Annotated in this window: 17 protein-coding genes and 1 pseudogene; 9 read left to right on the forward strand and 9 right to left on the reverse strand. The window is 33.4% G+C overall.

Annotation, left to right across the window (positions count from 1 at the left end):
* Positions 1 to 4 precede the first annotated feature (4 nt).
* Positions 5 to 1042 carry an N-acetyl-gamma-glutamyl-phosphate reductase gene (gene argC, locus ILS93_RS08440; RefSeq protein ID WP_064474857.1) on the reverse strand — a complete coding sequence of 346 codons (1038 nt, stop codon included), beginning with the start codon at positions 1040 to 1042 and terminating at the stop codon, positions 5 to 7.
* Positions 1043 to 1418: 376 nt separating this feature from the next.
* Here argC and ILS93_RS08445 point away from each other — a divergent pair, with 376 nt between their 5' ends.
* Positions 1419 to 1604, forward strand: a complete 186-nt coding sequence (locus ILS93_RS08445; protein ID WP_064474856.1) for a YqzH family protein — start codon at positions 1419 to 1421, stop codon at positions 1602 to 1604.
* A 30-nt stretch (positions 1605 to 1634) separates the two neighbouring features.
* Here the strand turns inward: ILS93_RS08445 and ILS93_RS08450 are convergent, their stop codons facing one another.
* A complete protein-coding gene (locus ILS93_RS08450; RefSeq protein ID WP_098102727.1) occupies positions 1635 to 2429 on the reverse strand; it encodes an SDR family oxidoreductase in 795 nt (264 codons plus the stop codon).
* A 9-nt stretch (positions 2430 to 2438) separates the two neighbouring features.
* Positions 2439 to 3392: an MBL fold metallo-hydrolase gene (locus ILS93_RS08455; protein WP_098102726.1), complete on the reverse strand. Its 954-nt coding sequence runs from the start codon at positions 3390 to 3392 to the stop codon at positions 2439 to 2441.
* A 165-nt stretch (positions 3393 to 3557) separates the two neighbouring features.
* On the opposite strand from ILS93_RS08455, the gene proI reads away from it, so the two are divergent.
* Entirely contained in the window at positions 3558 to 4397 is an 840-nt protein-coding gene (proI, locus tag ILS93_RS08460; RefSeq protein WP_000027261.1) for a pyrroline-5-carboxylate reductase ProI, read from the forward strand.
* A gap of 52 nt (positions 4398 to 4449) precedes the next feature.
* Here proI and sdaAA read toward each other — a convergent pair whose 3' ends face one another.
* From sdaAA to rnz, 4 genes are all read right to left on the reverse strand, one after another.
* Positions 4450 to 5328 carry an L-serine ammonia-lyase, iron-sulfur-dependent, subunit alpha gene (gene sdaAA / locus ILS93_RS08465; protein ID WP_064474853.1) on the reverse strand — a complete coding sequence of 293 codons (879 nt, stop codon included), beginning with the start codon at positions 5326 to 5328 and terminating at the stop codon, positions 4450 to 4452.
* Positions 5329 to 5346: 18 nt separating this feature from the next.
* Positions 5347 to 6006: an L-serine ammonia-lyase, iron-sulfur-dependent subunit beta gene (sdaAB, locus tag ILS93_RS08470; RefSeq protein ID WP_000877441.1), complete on the reverse strand. Its 660-nt coding sequence runs from the start codon at positions 6004 to 6006 to the stop codon at positions 5347 to 5349.
* A gap of 45 nt (positions 6007 to 6051) precedes the next feature.
* The gene (locus ILS93_RS08475) at positions 6052 to 6198 is read right to left on the reverse strand and encodes a hypothetical protein (protein WP_179194447.1); all 147 of its coding nucleotides are present in this window, start codon (positions 6196 to 6198) and stop codon (positions 6052 to 6054) included.
* 550 nt (positions 6199 to 6748) lie between these two features.
* The gene (gene rnz, locus ILS93_RS08480) at positions 6749 to 7672 is read right to left on the reverse strand and encodes a ribonuclease Z (RefSeq protein ID WP_098102725.1); all 924 of its coding nucleotides are present in this window, start codon (positions 7670 to 7672) and stop codon (positions 6749 to 6751) included.
* A 189-nt stretch (positions 7673 to 7861) separates the two neighbouring features.
* Between rnz and ILS93_RS08485 the strand changes: the two genes are divergently transcribed.
* Positions 7862 to 8113: a DUF3932 family protein gene (locus tag ILS93_RS08485; RefSeq protein ID WP_000656495.1), complete on the forward strand. Its 252-nt coding sequence runs from the start codon at positions 7862 to 7864 to the stop codon at positions 8111 to 8113.
* A gap of 35 nt (positions 8114 to 8148) precedes the next feature.
* On the opposite strand, the pseudogene ILS93_RS28665 reads toward ILS93_RS08485, so the two are convergent.
* A pseudogene (locus ILS93_RS28665) lies at positions 8149 to 8283 on the reverse strand (DNA polymerase IV); the annotation flags it as partial.
* 401 nt (positions 8284 to 8684) lie between these two features.
* Between ILS93_RS28665 and ILS93_RS28670 the strand changes: the two are divergent.
* The 5 genes from ILS93_RS28670 (at position 8685) to ILS93_RS08510 (ending at position 12562) form a co-directional block, all read left to right on the forward strand.
* Positions 8685 to 8921, forward strand: a complete 237-nt coding sequence (locus ILS93_RS28670) for a hypothetical protein (protein WP_240368243.1) — start codon at positions 8685 to 8687, stop codon at positions 8919 to 8921.
* A 103-nt stretch (positions 8922 to 9024) separates the two neighbouring features.
* Complete coding sequence (locus ILS93_RS08495) at positions 9025 to 9816, forward strand: hypothetical protein (protein ID WP_064474850.1); 792 nt, start codon at positions 9025 to 9027, stop codon at positions 9814 to 9816.
* Between the two features lie 732 nt (positions 9817 to 10548).
* A complete protein-coding gene (locus ILS93_RS08500) occupies positions 10549 to 11409 on the forward strand; it encodes a hypothetical protein (protein ID WP_098102723.1) in 861 nt (286 codons plus the stop codon).
* Positions 11396 to 12040, forward strand: coding sequence for an ATP-binding cassette domain-containing protein (locus tag ILS93_RS08505; protein ID WP_222654863.1), 645 nt, complete (start codon positions 11396 to 11398; stop codon positions 12038 to 12040). The genes ILS93_RS08500 and ILS93_RS08505 overlap by 14 nt, the downstream gene beginning before the upstream one ends.
* Before the next feature lie 12 nt (positions 12041 to 12052).
* Positions 12053 to 12562 carry a hypothetical protein gene (locus ILS93_RS08510; RefSeq protein WP_222660328.1) on the forward strand — a complete coding sequence of 170 codons (510 nt, stop codon included), beginning with the start codon at positions 12053 to 12055 and terminating at the stop codon, positions 12560 to 12562.
* A gap of 284 nt (positions 12563 to 12846) precedes the next feature.
* Here ILS93_RS08510 and ILS93_RS08515 read toward each other — a convergent pair whose 3' ends face one another.
* Positions 12847 to 14085 (reverse strand): DNA polymerase IV, encoded by a 1239-nt coding sequence (locus ILS93_RS08515; RefSeq protein WP_222660330.1) that lies wholly within the window; start codon positions 14083 to 14085, stop codon positions 12847 to 12849.
* Positions 14086 to 14227: 142 nt separating this feature from the next.
* Between ILS93_RS08515 and ILS93_RS08520 the strand changes: the two genes are divergently transcribed.
* Positions 14228 to 14428, forward strand: coding sequence for a hypothetical protein (locus ILS93_RS08520; protein WP_046957503.1), 201 nt, complete (start codon positions 14228 to 14230; stop codon positions 14426 to 14428).
* Positions 14429 to 14434: the final 6 nt, after the last annotated feature.

The raw sequence follows: 14434 nt of genomic DNA on the forward strand, positions 1-14434 counted from the left end.
CCCCTTATAGATAAAGCGGCATATGTTGTAAACCTGTTGTTTCTTCTAGTCCCGCTACTATGTTTGCATTTTGAATCGCTTGCCCAGCCGCACCTTTCATCATATTGTCTATAACAGAAACGACTGTCACTCTTCCTGTTCTTTCATCGTAAGCTATCCCCATATCACAATAATTTGAGCCCCTCACTTCTTTCGGACTTGGAAACTCTCCTTGCATGCGAATTCGAATAAAAGCCGATTGTTCATATGTTTCTTCATATAATTTTTGAAGTTGTTCTATTTCCATTTCTCGTTTTACTTTCGCATAAAGTGTAACCATAATCCCCCGTGATATCGGTATTAAATGTGTACTAAACGTGATTGGCTTCGTTTCCCTATTCCACTCTGCAAGCATTTGCTCAATCTCAGGAATGTGTTGATGCTCATTTACTTTATAAATGTGCAAGTTATCGTATAACTCAGGAAAGTGAGTCATTGTTGTTGGCGTTTTGCCCGCTCCAGATACTCCTGATTTCGCATCAATAATAATGGAATCTTCTTCAATCATGCCACTACGTACTAACGGCAATATCGCTAATAATGCGGCTGTAGCAAAACATCCTGGGTTTGCAATTAAATTTGCATTTTGAATCTCGGACCTTTTCCATTCACTTAACCCATATACAGCTTCCTTAAGAACTTTTTCTTTTGCAGCAACCCTTTTATACCACTGTTCATATGTCGAAGGATCTTTCATACGAAAGTCTCCAGATAGGTCAATTATTTTTAAACCTACTGCTAATAATTTTGGAGTTAACTCTGCCGACACTCCTGCTGGGGTTGCTAGAAATACAATTTCTGCTTTCTTCTTTATTTCCTCCGCATCAATTTCTTGTAACGTATGGACAAGAACATTTTGAAAATGCGGATATACATTTGTTATACACTCGCCAACTTGCGAAAAAGAATGGAGAGAGGCTATCGAAAAATATGGATGTTGCTCTATTAACCGAATTAACTCAATACCTCCATACCCAGTTGCTCCAATAATTGCGACTTTCATATGCTCCTCCTCATATCGATTCTTTAAATTAAGTATGATTATAATATTGTATATTTATAGAGTCAATTAAATATTTATAAATTTTATAAACTTAAAAAAACTTAATTTTACTAGAAAAACAATATACATAACCGAATTTTTATGCACAAATAGCGTATAGTAGTTTTTTTATTTCACTTCAAGTACAATAAAGTGAAACTATAATCAGTGGGTTTTTGTTCATCCCCACTGATTATTAGCCCACACCAATCGGGCGTTTAGGGGCAGTCGATCTCCCACCTAACTTCTTTGCTCTAGCCGAATTTTAAGGTGGGAGTTTTACTGCCCGTTAATACCGGGGAAAACAATACATGTATACATACAGGCGGGGAAAAACATGAATGAGAAATTAATTGAGAAAATGATCATAAAAAGTTTTCAACAATATCAATGTAATCCTATTTCAAATGAGGATCAGGAAATGCTAATTAAACATATTCAAACGATAATTCATTCAAATACTGAAATTGATGTATACGAGGCAGTGGAGGATATCGTTTACGATTATGTGACTGGAAAATAAAAAAATAGGAGATTTCCATATGGAAATCTCCTATTTTTTACTTAATGATTTACCTGCAACACGCTCAAATAAACCTGGGAATAGAGCATACAATTTCGGACCAATGCCCATCCACTTCGGTAAGTTTACTTCACGCCTTTTCGTTTGCATCGATTTTACGATCTGCTCTGCTACATATGTTGGTTTTAACATGTACCGTCCCATATTTTTCACATATGTACCGGATTGATCCGCTATTTCAAAAAAGTTTGTATCTATCGGACCTGGATTAATCGCTGTTACGAAAATATTTGTACTAGACAACTCCATGCGTAAACTATTCGTAAATCCTAATACGGCATGTTTCGTCGCTGCATACGCACTCGATTTCGGAGTTGCAATTTTCCCAGCAAGTGAAGCAATATTAATAATATGTCCTTCGTTCCTTTTCACCATATAGGGTAGTACCGCTTTCGTACAAGCTACTAATCCAAATACATTTACTTGGAACATATCTTTCACTTCATCCATTGATGCATCTTCAAATGTTTTAAAAATACCAAATCCCGCATTGTTTACTAATATATCAATACGTCCCACTTCTTGTAATACCTTTGAAAAAACAGATTGTACTTCCGTCTCTTCACTTACATCTAATACATAATAATAGCAAGGCGTATTATAAGTTTCTTTAATTTTCTCTGCTAACGCTTTTAATTTCTCTTCTGTTCTAGCCATTAATACTGGAGTCGCCCCCTGCTCTGCAACTTGCATTGCAACTTGCTCTCCAATTCCACTAGAAGCACCTGTAATGACGATTACTTTATCTTGTAAACGTCCCGTCATTGCTGTCACCTACTTTGCATAATAAATCAATTGTTGCGAAGATTCATCAATCATCACTTGTTGATTATATGCTAAAAAGTCTAATTGTCCAACAGTTTCTGAAATAGTAAGCGGCAATTGCTCCCTATATAATACCGGAAATAGTTTTACACATACTTCAAATGCTGTCATTGGTTTTTCCTTTAATAACTCAAGCACTTTAAACGCACGTGTTTCTTGCTTTTGTAATCTCGTTTCAATAAGTTGTTTCACATTTAGAACATCTTCTCCATGTCCTGATAAAATGCGCGAAATATTCATTTCACTTAAACGCTTTAACGTCTGATTATATTGTAATAACGGGCGCGCCCTTTCTGTTTGTCCTTCATATGGTGGTTCTAATATGGGATTCGAAGAAATATGACTAATGAGAGCATCCCCGCCAATTAATATTCCATCAGATTCTCTATATAATGAAATATGAGTGGAAGCATGACCTGGTGTTTCGATTACTGTAAACCCAGGTAAAGAATCAATACGATCTCCCTCTCTCACAGTATGTGTTAACGATCTATTACAAGAATATTTAAGTGTCTTCGTCGTCAATAGCGCCTCGTCTTTCAAAAATGCCGCTGGAACACCAAATTGCAAAGCTGTCTCTCTAAAAAACTCATGATACCACTTTAAAAATTCTGGATTTTGCGTGATCCAAGGCTCATTCCAAGGATGTCCAATAATGTTCGTTTTCTCAGAAAATATATTTAAAAGCCCACAATGATCCGCATGATGATGCGTAATGACTACTGTTTTAATATCTTCTATCGCATATCCTAATGTACCTAATTGCCTTTCTAACGCACTTCTTGCCTCTTCTGTATTCGTCCCTGTATCAATTAATGTTAATGTCTCCCCCTCAACTAAAAACACATTCACAGTTTCAACTGCAAATGGCACAGGAATCTCCATTCGGTGAATCGCCGTCATGCTTAGCCCCCCTGTCTCTTTCCGGTTCAAAAATGAATACTTCTTCAGTTTACAACTTCTATATATATTTGTCATTATTTTCAGATAAAAAGAGGTGTTTCCTATAAAAAAACGAATGTATGTACATTTATAAGAATTTCTAACCAAATTTAAAGGAGGAACATCATGTCTATTCAAAACATTTCCTTTCTCGGTGCAGGCTCTATTGCTGAAGCTATTATTGGTGGCTTGTTACATGCAAATGTTGTGAAAGGCGAACAAATTACCGTAAGTAATCGTTCTAACGAGACAAGATTGCAGGAGCTACATAAAAAATATGGCGTTAAAGGTACGCATAATAAAAAAGAGCTACTTACTGATACAACTATTCTTTTTCTAGCAATGAAACCAAAGGATGTTGCAGAAGCACTTACTCCTTTTAAAGAAGATATACATAATAACCTGCTTATTATTTCCTTATTAGCAGGTGTTTCTACTCACTCGATTAGAAACCTGCTTCAAAAAGATGTTCCGATTATTCGTGCGATGCCAAATACATCTGCAGCTATTTTAAAATCAGCTACTGCTATCTCGCCTTCAAAACATGCAACAGCGGAACATATTCAGACTGCCATAGCTTTATTTGAAACAATCGGTCTCGTCTCTGTTGTAGAGGAAGAAGATATGCATGCTGTCACTGCATTATCTGGAAGTGGGCCTGCTTATATTTATTACGTAGTGGAAGCGATGGAAGAAGCCGCAAAAACAATTGGTTTAAAAGAAGATGTTGCAAAGTCACTTATTCTTCAGACGATGATTGGTGCTGCTGAAATGCTAAAAGCAAGTGAAAAACACCCTTCTGTTTTGCGAAAGGAAATTACTTCTCCTGGTGGAACGACCGAAGCAGGCATTGAAGTATTACAAGAACATAAATTTCAACAAGCACTTATTTCTTGTATTACACAGGCTACACAACGATCACATAATCTTGGGAAAACATTAGAACAACTAACAAAAGAAAAATAACAAATGGAGCTCAATCTTACTTGAGCTCCATTTTTTTATTAACATATATTGTTTAGTTATTAGTCTTCCCAAAAATCTCTTCTTGCAGACGGCGACCAGTTGGTGTTGCTGCAAGTCCACCTTCAGCTGTTTCACGAAGTGCTACTGGCATCGTTTGTCCGATTCTAAACATCGCCTCAATCACTTCATCACATGGAATTGTACTCGTTACGCCAGCTAATGCTAAATCAGCTGAAATCATCGCATTCGCAGCTCCTGCTGCATTACGTTTTACACAAGGTACTTCTACAAGCCCTGCAACAGGATCACATACTAAACCAAGCATATTCTTTAATGAAATCGCCATCGCTGTAGCTGCTTGATCTTGTGTTCCACCAGCCATCTCAACTGCTGCTGCTGCTGCCATTCCACTTGCTGAACCTACTTCAGCTTGGCAACCTCCTGCCGCGCCGGAAATACAAGCATTATTCGCAACAACCATACCGAAAGCTCCTGCTGTAAATAAAAATTCGATCATCTCTTCGCGTGTCGGCTGTAATTTTTCTTGCAGTGCAAACAGTACACCTGGCACTGTTCCAGCAGACCCTGCTGTTGGTGTTGCACAAATAATTCCCATCGCTGCGTTTACTTCATTTGTTGCAACAGCTTTACTCACCGCGTCCAAAATCGTATCTCCAGATAAGCCTTTTCCGCTATTCATATACGCCTGAACTTTTACAGCATCTCCGCCAGTTAAACCAGTTGGTGATTTTACTCCGCGAATACCACGTTCTACCGCTTGCTCCATCACGACTAAGTTCTTTTCCATACCAGCAATTACTTCTTCACGTGAAATATTTCTTGTTTTCATTTCACATTGAATCATAATTTCTGCGATCTTTACATTTTGTTCTTTAGCTTGCGCCACTAGTTCCGTTGCGTTCCGAAACATGGTGTGTCCCCCCTGCAATTATTCCATAATAGTTACTTGACAAATATTTTGTTGCGCGTTTATTTCTTCAATCACTTCATCTGCTAATAATTCATCTGTTTCGATAACCATAAGCGCTCTTCTTCCTTTTTCTTTACGAGAAACACTCATTGTACTAATGTTAATTTCATGTTTCGCAAGGATTGAAGCTACTGCTGCAATAGCACCGAAGCGATCGTTATTTACAATAAGTAGTGCTGGACTCGTGCCTGTTAATTGAAGATCGAATCCGTTTAATTCTACAACTTCAATTTTACCGCCACCAATTGAGCAAGCAACAACTTCAATTTCTTCTTCACCTTTATACAAACGAATTCTCGCTGTATTTGGGTGAGGTGCATTTGCATCTTCTTCAATGAATTCTACTTCGATTTTGCGCTCTTTTGCTATGTCTAGCGCCTCTGGAATACGTAAGTCATCTGTTTCAAACCCTAATATTCCACCGATCAATGCTACATCCGTACCATGCCCTCGATACGTCTTTGCAAATGATCCATATAATGAAATGCTTACTCTTTCTGGTTCATGACGAAACAGCTGGCGAGCAACTTGCCCCATTCTTGCTGCGCCTGCTGTATGTGAACTTGATGGACCAATCATAACTGGACCAATAATATCAAATACTGAGCGATACTTCATCATAACTCCCCCTAAACCTCTATGCAAAAATTTTTTACTATTCTATTAAGCTACCGAATCGGTTGCTTTTCCAGTTGTACGACGAATTTGTTCCGCTATACGAATTGGATAGTTTTTGAATAACAGTGAAACAATATATCCTGAAATAATACCAATTATCATAATAAATAAGAAACTTAGCATTACCTTCATTTAAAAATAATATAAGCTAATCCACAATAAAGTCTTGTAGCAATCCAAAGTTTAACACAGAACCCCTTACAAGGATAGCATAACAAGTGAAACGCCCATTGCTTTCATACCTTTTCGTGCTTTAAGGCTAAAAAGTAAAAAAGACTTCATATAAATAATAGTAATATCTTTCCTATTATAAATTCCATGTTGCTCTCTCACAATTTAGTCAACTTCACTTATTACGACAAATGCCTAAAACGCATGTAGCCTACAATAAATTTTGATCTGCCCTCATTATAGCTCGTTTTTAATAAAACGCTTACTTTTAATGAATTTTAAAAGTTCTGAATAACGATCTGTTTTTGCTATTTGTACCACTCGTATGTCGTCTGACTTATATAACAGTTTTTCTAAACAATCGGTACTATGTATTTTTATCCTATCTCTTCACATCATTAAAACTTTCTGTTTCATCCAATATAAACATAAAATGATAACAGTTTTATTTTAAATTTTTTTTAGAAATAAAAAAATGGCAACCTTTCGTCACCATTTTTTCACACCATTATTATCTTTCTACCGGAAATATTTTCAAGTCCGTAGCTATTTCTGTATTAGAAAATAGCTCTCTTGCCTCTTTCCATAATTCCTTATATGTATCCCCTTGATAACGAGAACTAATATGAGTCAATATTAATCGTTTTGCATTTGCCTGAAGTGCAATACTCGCAGCTTGCTTAGATGTGGAATGAAAATAATCATACGCTTGTTGTTCATCTTCTGCTGCAAAAGTTGCCTCATGAACAAGTACGTCAGCGTCTTGTGCCAGCTCTCTACTCGCTTCACAATACCTTGTATCACCTAAAATGGTAATAATTCTTCCCTTTTGAGGCGAACCAATAAAATCTTTTCCATTTAGTATCGTACCATCTTCTAATTCAACTATTTCTCCATCTTTTAAACGTTTAAAAAGTGGACCGGGTTTCACACCCATCTCCAGCAATTTATCGACTAAAAGAGCACCTTGTATATCTTTCTCTACAATACGATACCCAAAACATTCAATACCATGTGACAATCTTTTCGTTTCCACGTGAAATTCATTATCTTCAAATACAGTACCTTCTTCTGTTATCTCCACAATTTCAAGTGGATATTTTACATGTGTGGTACTTACTGATAATGCCACTTCAATAAATTGTTTAATTCCTTTTGGTCCATACACAGTTAAAGGTGTAGTCCCTCCTTGAAACGAACGGCTTCCTAATAAACCTGGCAATCCAAAAATATGATCACCATGTAAATGCGTAATAAATATTTTTTCAATGCGGCGTGGGCGTACTGATGTATGTAATATTTGATGTTGCGTCGCCTCGCCACAATCAAATAACCAAGTCTGTCCTCGTTCTTCTAACAATTGCAAAGCAATTGCCGAAACGTTCCTTCCTTTCGAAGGAACACCTGCACCAGTTCCTAAAAATACAAATTCCACTTTCTTTCCTCCAGCTCTTTATATAATCTACCTTTCATCTTACGGAATGTTATTTCAAATGGCAAATCGAATTTACATAACCAATCATCTAGACAACTATATAACACGAACATTATACTCAAAAAACTTAGTAACCGTTCGTGTTTTATGTTAAAATGGTTATACTACATTTTAAGGGAGCGTTTTATTATGAAAGAAGCATTTCGTTTACAAACTGATTTTTCATCTTCATTTGATCGCTGGGTAAGTTCTTTCGTGTCTGATCACCCAGCACAATTAGAATGGACGACTTTGAAAGAATTAATCCATGAATATACAACAACACATACAAATGATTCATTACCAACATATATTTCTTCAGCTTTAACATATTACGCACAACGCGTTTCAACAACAAACAGCTCAGAAATTGTTATTTTTGAAAATGCTACAATCTCATAATCTATAAATAAAAAAGCACTGGTTACAGTGCTTTTTTATTTATACTTATTTAGCACATCTTCATATTCCGTCCAAAAATTTGTATACATACTTTGATCAAACTCATCTAAAACTATCTTTTCACTTGAGTTATTAAATAATTCTTTTGCTTGTAGTGCAATTGAAGTAACTATACTTTAACTTTTTGTAAATAGCTTATTTTTATTTAATATCTAGATATAAAACAGTTGTTATTAGTTGAAAAGCTTTGTGTAATGATATGTTTTACAAGATATTTGTTAAAAAGTTATAGTTAACATTAAAGAAATATTAATATTATAAAATCTATATATTAAACTTTAAATGGTGTGTTATATTTTTTAAGGGCTTACAAGTAAAAAAATAGGAGGAGAATAAATGAAAAAAAATAGCGATTCTGACTTTAACAGCAGGAATAGCCTTATCAAGCTTTGCAGCATCAGCAGCAGCAAAATCTAATCATGAAAACAGCGACTGGTCAAATGTATATCGTGTTTACAGTCCTAATGATGAAACGCCATCTCGACCTAAATATAATAAAACAGCTTATTATATGAGGGTAGACGACATGTCAGGATTAGATGGATATTTCAATGCCTGGGCTGCATTAAAAGATGGTACAGATGTTTCTGATGGTCATACGTACATAATGCGTGATGGTCAAGAAGAATTCTTATACAATTTGGCAGTTGAGAAATTTAATTCTGGTATCAAGGTTAAAATTGATACTAGAAGATGGGCTGAGGGCACAGCGACAGGTGTTTGGAGTCCAGATAGTATCCGTAAATAATTATATATAAATATAATATTTTATATTCTTGTAAGCCTTTCCTCGTAACATTACATATTTTAAGTGTTACGAGGAGTATATTTGAATTTTTAAGAGGTGAAACATGGGTACTTACTTTAACGAAAGAATGAGTAATAAGAATTTTTATTTTTCACTTATGTTAGGAATAGCCTTATCTTGTATATATATATTATATTATGTAATTCCACTAACCGATAAAAGGGATGTTATCTTCACTCCATATACAACTTGGATGGGAATTAATAGTATTGTAACACCTTCCTTTTTATTTTTCTTTATACTTCCAGTGATTGCAAGTTTACCTAGTTCATCACTCTTTCAGGAAGATAAAAAAAATGGATCTTTTTTGTTTGTAATTATACGAAGTAATTATAAAATGTATTTTCTTAAGCTGTTTAGTAAAACCTTTCTTATCGGGGGCTTTGTTGTTATTATTCCATTGATTTTAAACATTTTTTTATCATTTATGTTTCTTCCAAATATAACTCCTGATGAAGTTTTAAATTCTAATATAGGGATGTATGAGCGATCAACCTTTTTTATTAACATTTATTTCACTCACCCTTTTATTCATATGATTTTATATACAGTTATTGCTTTTGTTTATGGAGGAGCATTTGCTTTGTTTTCTCTTAGTATGTCCTTTTATGCCAAGCATACTTTTATAACTTTATTAAGTGCTTTTTTATTACAACTTTTTTTAATGATAATCAATTTATTTTATTCAACGCCCCTTGCTCCTATCTATTTCTTATCTGAATTTCATATATATCATGGAGCCGATATCATTGTTTCTATTTTAGTGTTGGTAGGGATTTTTATTTTATCGATACTTTTATTTTTAAGAGGAGTAAAACGCCATGTTATTTTATAGCCTTTTGAAAATGTATTTATTAGAGTTGTTTCAAAAACGAAGGTTATTTGTGATTAATATTTTATTTCTTATAGTAGGTGTGTCGATTCACCTCATTAGATCATTTTACTTTTTATCTAATGATTCTTTGTTTTCACTTCTTAGTACTTCAAGGGATATGAAAATAATATTATTTAGTTATCTTCCATTATTGCTTCTGTTTTTCTATTCATTTAATTATACAGATAAAAATGTTTATGTGTATTTTAGACATAAAACTCGTCAATCATATTGTTTTCATTTAATCAGAAAAATTGTAAGTCTAGCAATTATATATTCAAGTATCTACCTGTTAATTGTAGGAATAAATTTTTTAATTGTAAAAGAGAAAATAGTGATTTGGTTGCTTCCATCTTCAAATTGGTTAGTAATTATATATTTTATAGTATCGTTATGGTTAGTAACTGTAGCAATATGTATTTTTGCACAAATACTAGTATTTTTCGTTAAACATAAAGCTATTTGTATTTTTACTATTTACTTTCTTATTACGATAGATCAATTATCAGAAAAAAAATATAATTTTTCTTTATTTTGGTCAAAAGGTTTGATTTTTCAAGAAAAGGACTGGTTTCTAATAGATATAACCTTGCTGAAATTAGCTTTTATGTTAGGGATTATTAGTATTTTATTTGCTATATTGAATATTTGTTTACATCGGATGGACTTATATAACGGAAGTGATTAATTACGATGAAAAATAGTGTTTTTTATAAATTGGTAAAAAGGGATTTAATATTAAGCAGTCATAGTATGAAATTAAGATTTATAATATCATTTATTGTTTATAGTGTGTTGGTGGTGGGAGAAGTATTTTTATTAAAGCAATCAGCCCAGTATAGAGAACTTCCTTCAAATGCTATAACAATTCTTGATGTCTTGTATGAACTGCTAAAAGGAATATCTTTTAAAGAAGTTGAAATGGGGCGATTTCAGCTTCCTGTAACATGGCTTATATTACAATTATCTTATTGTTTTATATTAGGTACGTATGTAAGAGCTGATTTTATACAACAGACACCGTATCTTTTAACGAGGAAAGTGTCTAGGTATCAAGTATTGTTTAGCAAATTTATTAGTACATGTATATTAACTATTTGTATAACTTTATTATTTTATATTGCCGTGTTCTTCTGGGGAGGCATTTTTTGTTCTTATCAATTTGACTGGGGAATATATACAGAGAAGGTCAATCCTACAATTTATAATTATTTTAAAGAAACCATTTTTATTATAAAAAGCTTTACTTTACAACTAATAACATCTTCCTTATTAGTTTGGGTTTATTTAATTGTGTCTACTAAATTAAAAAGTATTATTTCATATATAGTGATTATAGTGATTATTACCATGACTATATTTATGCCGGTTATATATAATCCGTTTGATAGTATGTTAATCCGTAAGAATTTATTTTACGTTAATAATGAACATTTTCTATATTCTATATTCTATTTTCTTTTGTGCGCTTTTTTTCTATGGATAAGTGGTTATTGGATAGGGAAAACATTTGAATTTGTTAATAGAAAGGATACTTCTGATGATTTACATTGAGGCTAAACATGTTTCTAAAGTGCTAAAAGGCAATATTATTTTAAATGATGTTCATTTCGAATTAGAAAAGGGGAAAATTTATGGTTTTAAAGGGAGAAATGGTTCAGGTAAAACAATGCTTTTTAGAGCTTTATTAGGATTGATGAAAATAGATAGTGGTGAAATATTAATAGATAGAAAAATAATTGGTATTGATCATCCGTTTCCTGAAAATACAGGCATTATCATTGAATATCCGGGATTCATTCCAGACTATACAGGATTTAAAAACTTAAAACTATTAGCTTCTATTCAAAATAAAATAACGGATAATATAATTCGTGAAACAATGGAGCTCGTAGGATTAAATCCAGAAGATACAAGAAAAGTAAAAAAATATTCACTTGGAATGAAGCAAAGATTGGGTATAGCACAAGCAATTATGGAGAGCCCTAAGTTATTAATTTTAGATGAGCCAACAAACGCTTTAGATGAAAATGGAATTCAGGATATAACTAAAATCTTATTAGATTTAAAGTCTAAAGGTACAACTATATTAGTTGCGAGTCACGATAGTGAAACATTAAATATAATTGCAGACAGAATATTCCTAGTTGAGAATGGTAAAGTATCACTATCTTCACAGATGTAGAGGGAGAAAGATATGAATAAAAAACGATATGTTTTTATGATTATTTGTACATTTTTTATAATAGGGGCATGTTGGAGATATCAGGTAGTAAATAATTTAAATGAATCTTATATTGTGAAATCAGAAAATATTAATCTAGGTCAATCATTTAATACAGATATATTTAAATTTAGCATTAATTCTTTCGAGAAGAAACAAGTAATTGATAATAATGGAAATAAAGAAATTCATTATCTTTTTGATATTGAAGCAACAAATAACACGCAAACTGAACAAACAATTTTTACAGGTTTGCATATATTGGAACCCTTAAAAGGAGTTAATAAGACGAATGGAATGTTTAATGAGAATACAAAGAAAACAATAGTTTCATGGGAGAAGTTACAAAACCATAAAGGCATTGTAACAATGAAAATGAGGGAAAGTTGGGGAGTTGCACTTAATACACCTGCGAAATTAGTATATCTAGGTGAAAAAGATGGTAAAAAAATAAAATACATATTAGATTTACCTAACAACTAAAGGCCTAATTTGCTTGTTGATTTCTGAATAAGATGATTTGTAATATATGTCATCTTGTATTACACTTTGCCTATTTTAATAGCTTCTATCAAACAAGAGTGAAAATTTTAATAGATAAAGCCGTTATAAAACATACCGAAGAAGTTAAAATTTTTACTTGGGACAACGAATAGTAAGTCTAATACTTTTTGTGGCGTTACTGCAGCTGGTTGGAAAACTTCATTAGATTTAGAAGCAAGTTAAAAATGAAAGGTGTCATGATATTTACAACTTCATGACACCTTCTACATAAACTTATTTTCTAATTTTTGCTGAAAAGACTTTTCTTGCTTACGTAATAATTGACTACCTCGTTGTAAAATCGGCATTCCATACTTATCATTAATTTGATCGATGACAGCAAGTAGCGGCTCTTCTTTCGCATCTTCTTCAAATGAAAACAAATCCAATTGTTTCACCGATTCTGTCTTCCACTCTATTTCAGTAGCTGTAACACCTAATAAACGAACGGAATCACCGTCCCAATGTTGCTTCCATAAACGAGAGGCTGCCTGAAAAATATCTCGTTCTTCCCAAATCGCATTTTTCAATTGCTTACTCCGCGTTACTGTCCGCCTATCATGATATTTAATCATAATTTGAATATTATAGCTGACAAGAGTTCGCTTTTGTAATCTTTTACTTACTGATTTTGATAGCCGTTCTAACATATCAAGTAATTCTTTCGCTTCATCCATATCCTTTGAAAAAGTCATCGAATTACCGACACTTTTATGTTGTCCCATTTGACTCGGGTCAACTTCCCTATCATCCATACCTTTTGCCCGCCACTTTAAATCAACACCATGCTTTCCAATTTTAGCGCGAATGATATGTTCGTTTCCTTTTGCTAACTGCTCAATTGTTTTTATATGAATATCATTTAATTTTTCAGCTGTTTTTTCTCCAATTCCATGCATCGCTTCAACTGGAAGTGGCCAAATCATTTCTGGAATATCTCGTTTTCGAAGCACAGTAATACCGAGAGGCTTTTTCATATCAGAAGCTGTTTTTGCTAGGAAAAGGTTAGGAGCAATTCCGATGCTACACGGAAGCTGTAACTCTGTTAATAACGCCTGCTGGATCATCTTTGCTATTTCAAGAGGCGAACCGAGTGCGTAGCAATCTGTAATATCTAAATATCCTTCATCTATTGAGACTGGTTGTATTTTTTCTGTAAAACGGGAAAGGATTTGAAACATTTGAAATGAAGCTTCACGATATAATGTAAAATTAGGACGCATTACAACTAATTGTGGACATAACCTTTTTGCTTCCCAAAGAGGCATCATTGTACGTATTCCATAGTCTCTCGCCTCATAACTACATGTTATGATAATTCCTTTTCTTTCTTTTTCATTTCCAGCAACTGCTAACGGCTTCCCTTGTAATGATGGGTCATGAGCAATTTCAACAGATGCGAAAAAACAATTCATATCTACATGCAAAATAACACGACCATTTTTCGGATACATTTCTCGCATAGTACTCACCCCTTCAAAGAACATTTGTTCCTTCATTATATCAAATTTTGCATAATAGTTATAATAATTACTTGTTCTTTTCCCTTTATACATTTGATATAATTTACATAAAATGTATAAAATTACAAAAGGGGTGATTATGATGAAATCAACTAATAAACTCAACTATACGTTCCTTGTGATTATATTAATCATAGCCATTAATTATTTACTGCTTCCTATTTTCAATATTAATACGTTTGGATTCTTCCCTCGCCTAGTACATATAGCAACAACTTATATATTGCCATGGATTTTCTTGTATTGGCTGATCCGCCTTGTAAAAGCAATTGAATCAAAATAAAAAGCG

Source organism: Bacillus sp. 16GRE42 (assembly GCF_019837435.1).
GTDB classification, from domain to species: Bacteria; Bacillota; Bacilli; order Bacillales; family Bacillaceae_G; genus Bacillus_A; species Bacillus_A wiedmannii.

Bases quoted from the DNA above. Each gene is read 5' to 3' on its own strand.
- sdaAA (WP_064474853.1), bottom strand. From the start codon at position 5,328: ATGTTTCGGAACGCAACGGAACTAGTGGCGCAAGCTAAAGAACAAAAT.
- ILS93_RS08445 (WP_064474856.1), top strand. From the start codon at position 1,419: ATGAATGAGAAATTAATTGAGAAAATGATCATAAAAAGTTTTCAACAA.
- argC (WP_064474857.1), bottom strand. From the start codon at position 1,042: ATGAAAGTCGCAATTATTGGAGCAACTGGGTATGGAGGTATTGAGTTA.
- ILS93_RS08515 (WP_222660330.1), bottom strand. From the start codon at position 14,085: ATGCGAGAAATGTATCCGAAAAATGGTCGTGTTATTTTGCATGTAGAT.
- ILS93_RS08505 (WP_222654863.1), top strand. From the start codon at position 11,396: ATGATTTACATTGAGGCTAAACATGTTTCTAAAGTGCTAAAAGGCAAT.
- proI (WP_000027261.1), top strand. From the start codon at position 3,558: ATGTCTATTCAAAACATTTCCTTTCTCGGTGCAGGCTCTATTGCTGAA.
- ILS93_RS08450 (WP_098102727.1), bottom strand. From the start codon at position 2,429: ATGACGGGACGTTTACAAGATAAAGTAATCGTCATTACAGGTGCTTCT.
- ILS93_RS08455 (WP_098102726.1), bottom strand. From the start codon at position 3,392: ATGACGGCGATTCACCGAATGGAGATTCCTGTGCCATTTGCAGTTGAA.
- ILS93_RS08500 (WP_098102723.1), top strand. From the start codon at position 10,549: ATGAAAAATAGTGTTTTTTATAAATTGGTAAAAAGGGATTTAATATTA.
- ILS93_RS08475 (WP_179194447.1), bottom strand. From the start codon at position 6,198: ATGAAGGTAATGCTAAGTTTCTTATTTATTATGATAATTGGTATTATT.
- ILS93_RS08510 (WP_222660328.1), top strand. From the start codon at position 12,053: ATGAATAAAAAACGATATGTTTTTATGATTATTTGTACATTTTTTATA.
- sdaAB (WP_000877441.1), bottom strand. From the start codon at position 6,006: ATGAAGTATCGCTCAGTATTTGATATTATTGGTCCAGTTATGATTGGT.
- ILS93_RS08495 (WP_064474850.1), top strand. From the start codon at position 9,025: ATGGGTACTTACTTTAACGAAAGAATGAGTAATAAGAATTTTTATTTT.
- ILS93_RS28670 (WP_240368243.1), top strand. From the start codon at position 8,685: ATGAGGGTAGACGACATGTCAGGATTAGATGGATATTTCAATGCCTGG.
- ILS93_RS08520 (WP_046957503.1), top strand. From the start codon at position 14,228: ATGAAATCAACTAATAAACTCAACTATACGTTCCTTGTGATTATATTA.
- ILS93_RS08485 (WP_000656495.1), top strand. From the start codon at position 7,862: ATGAAAGAAGCATTTCGTTTACAAACTGATTTTTCATCTTCATTTGAT.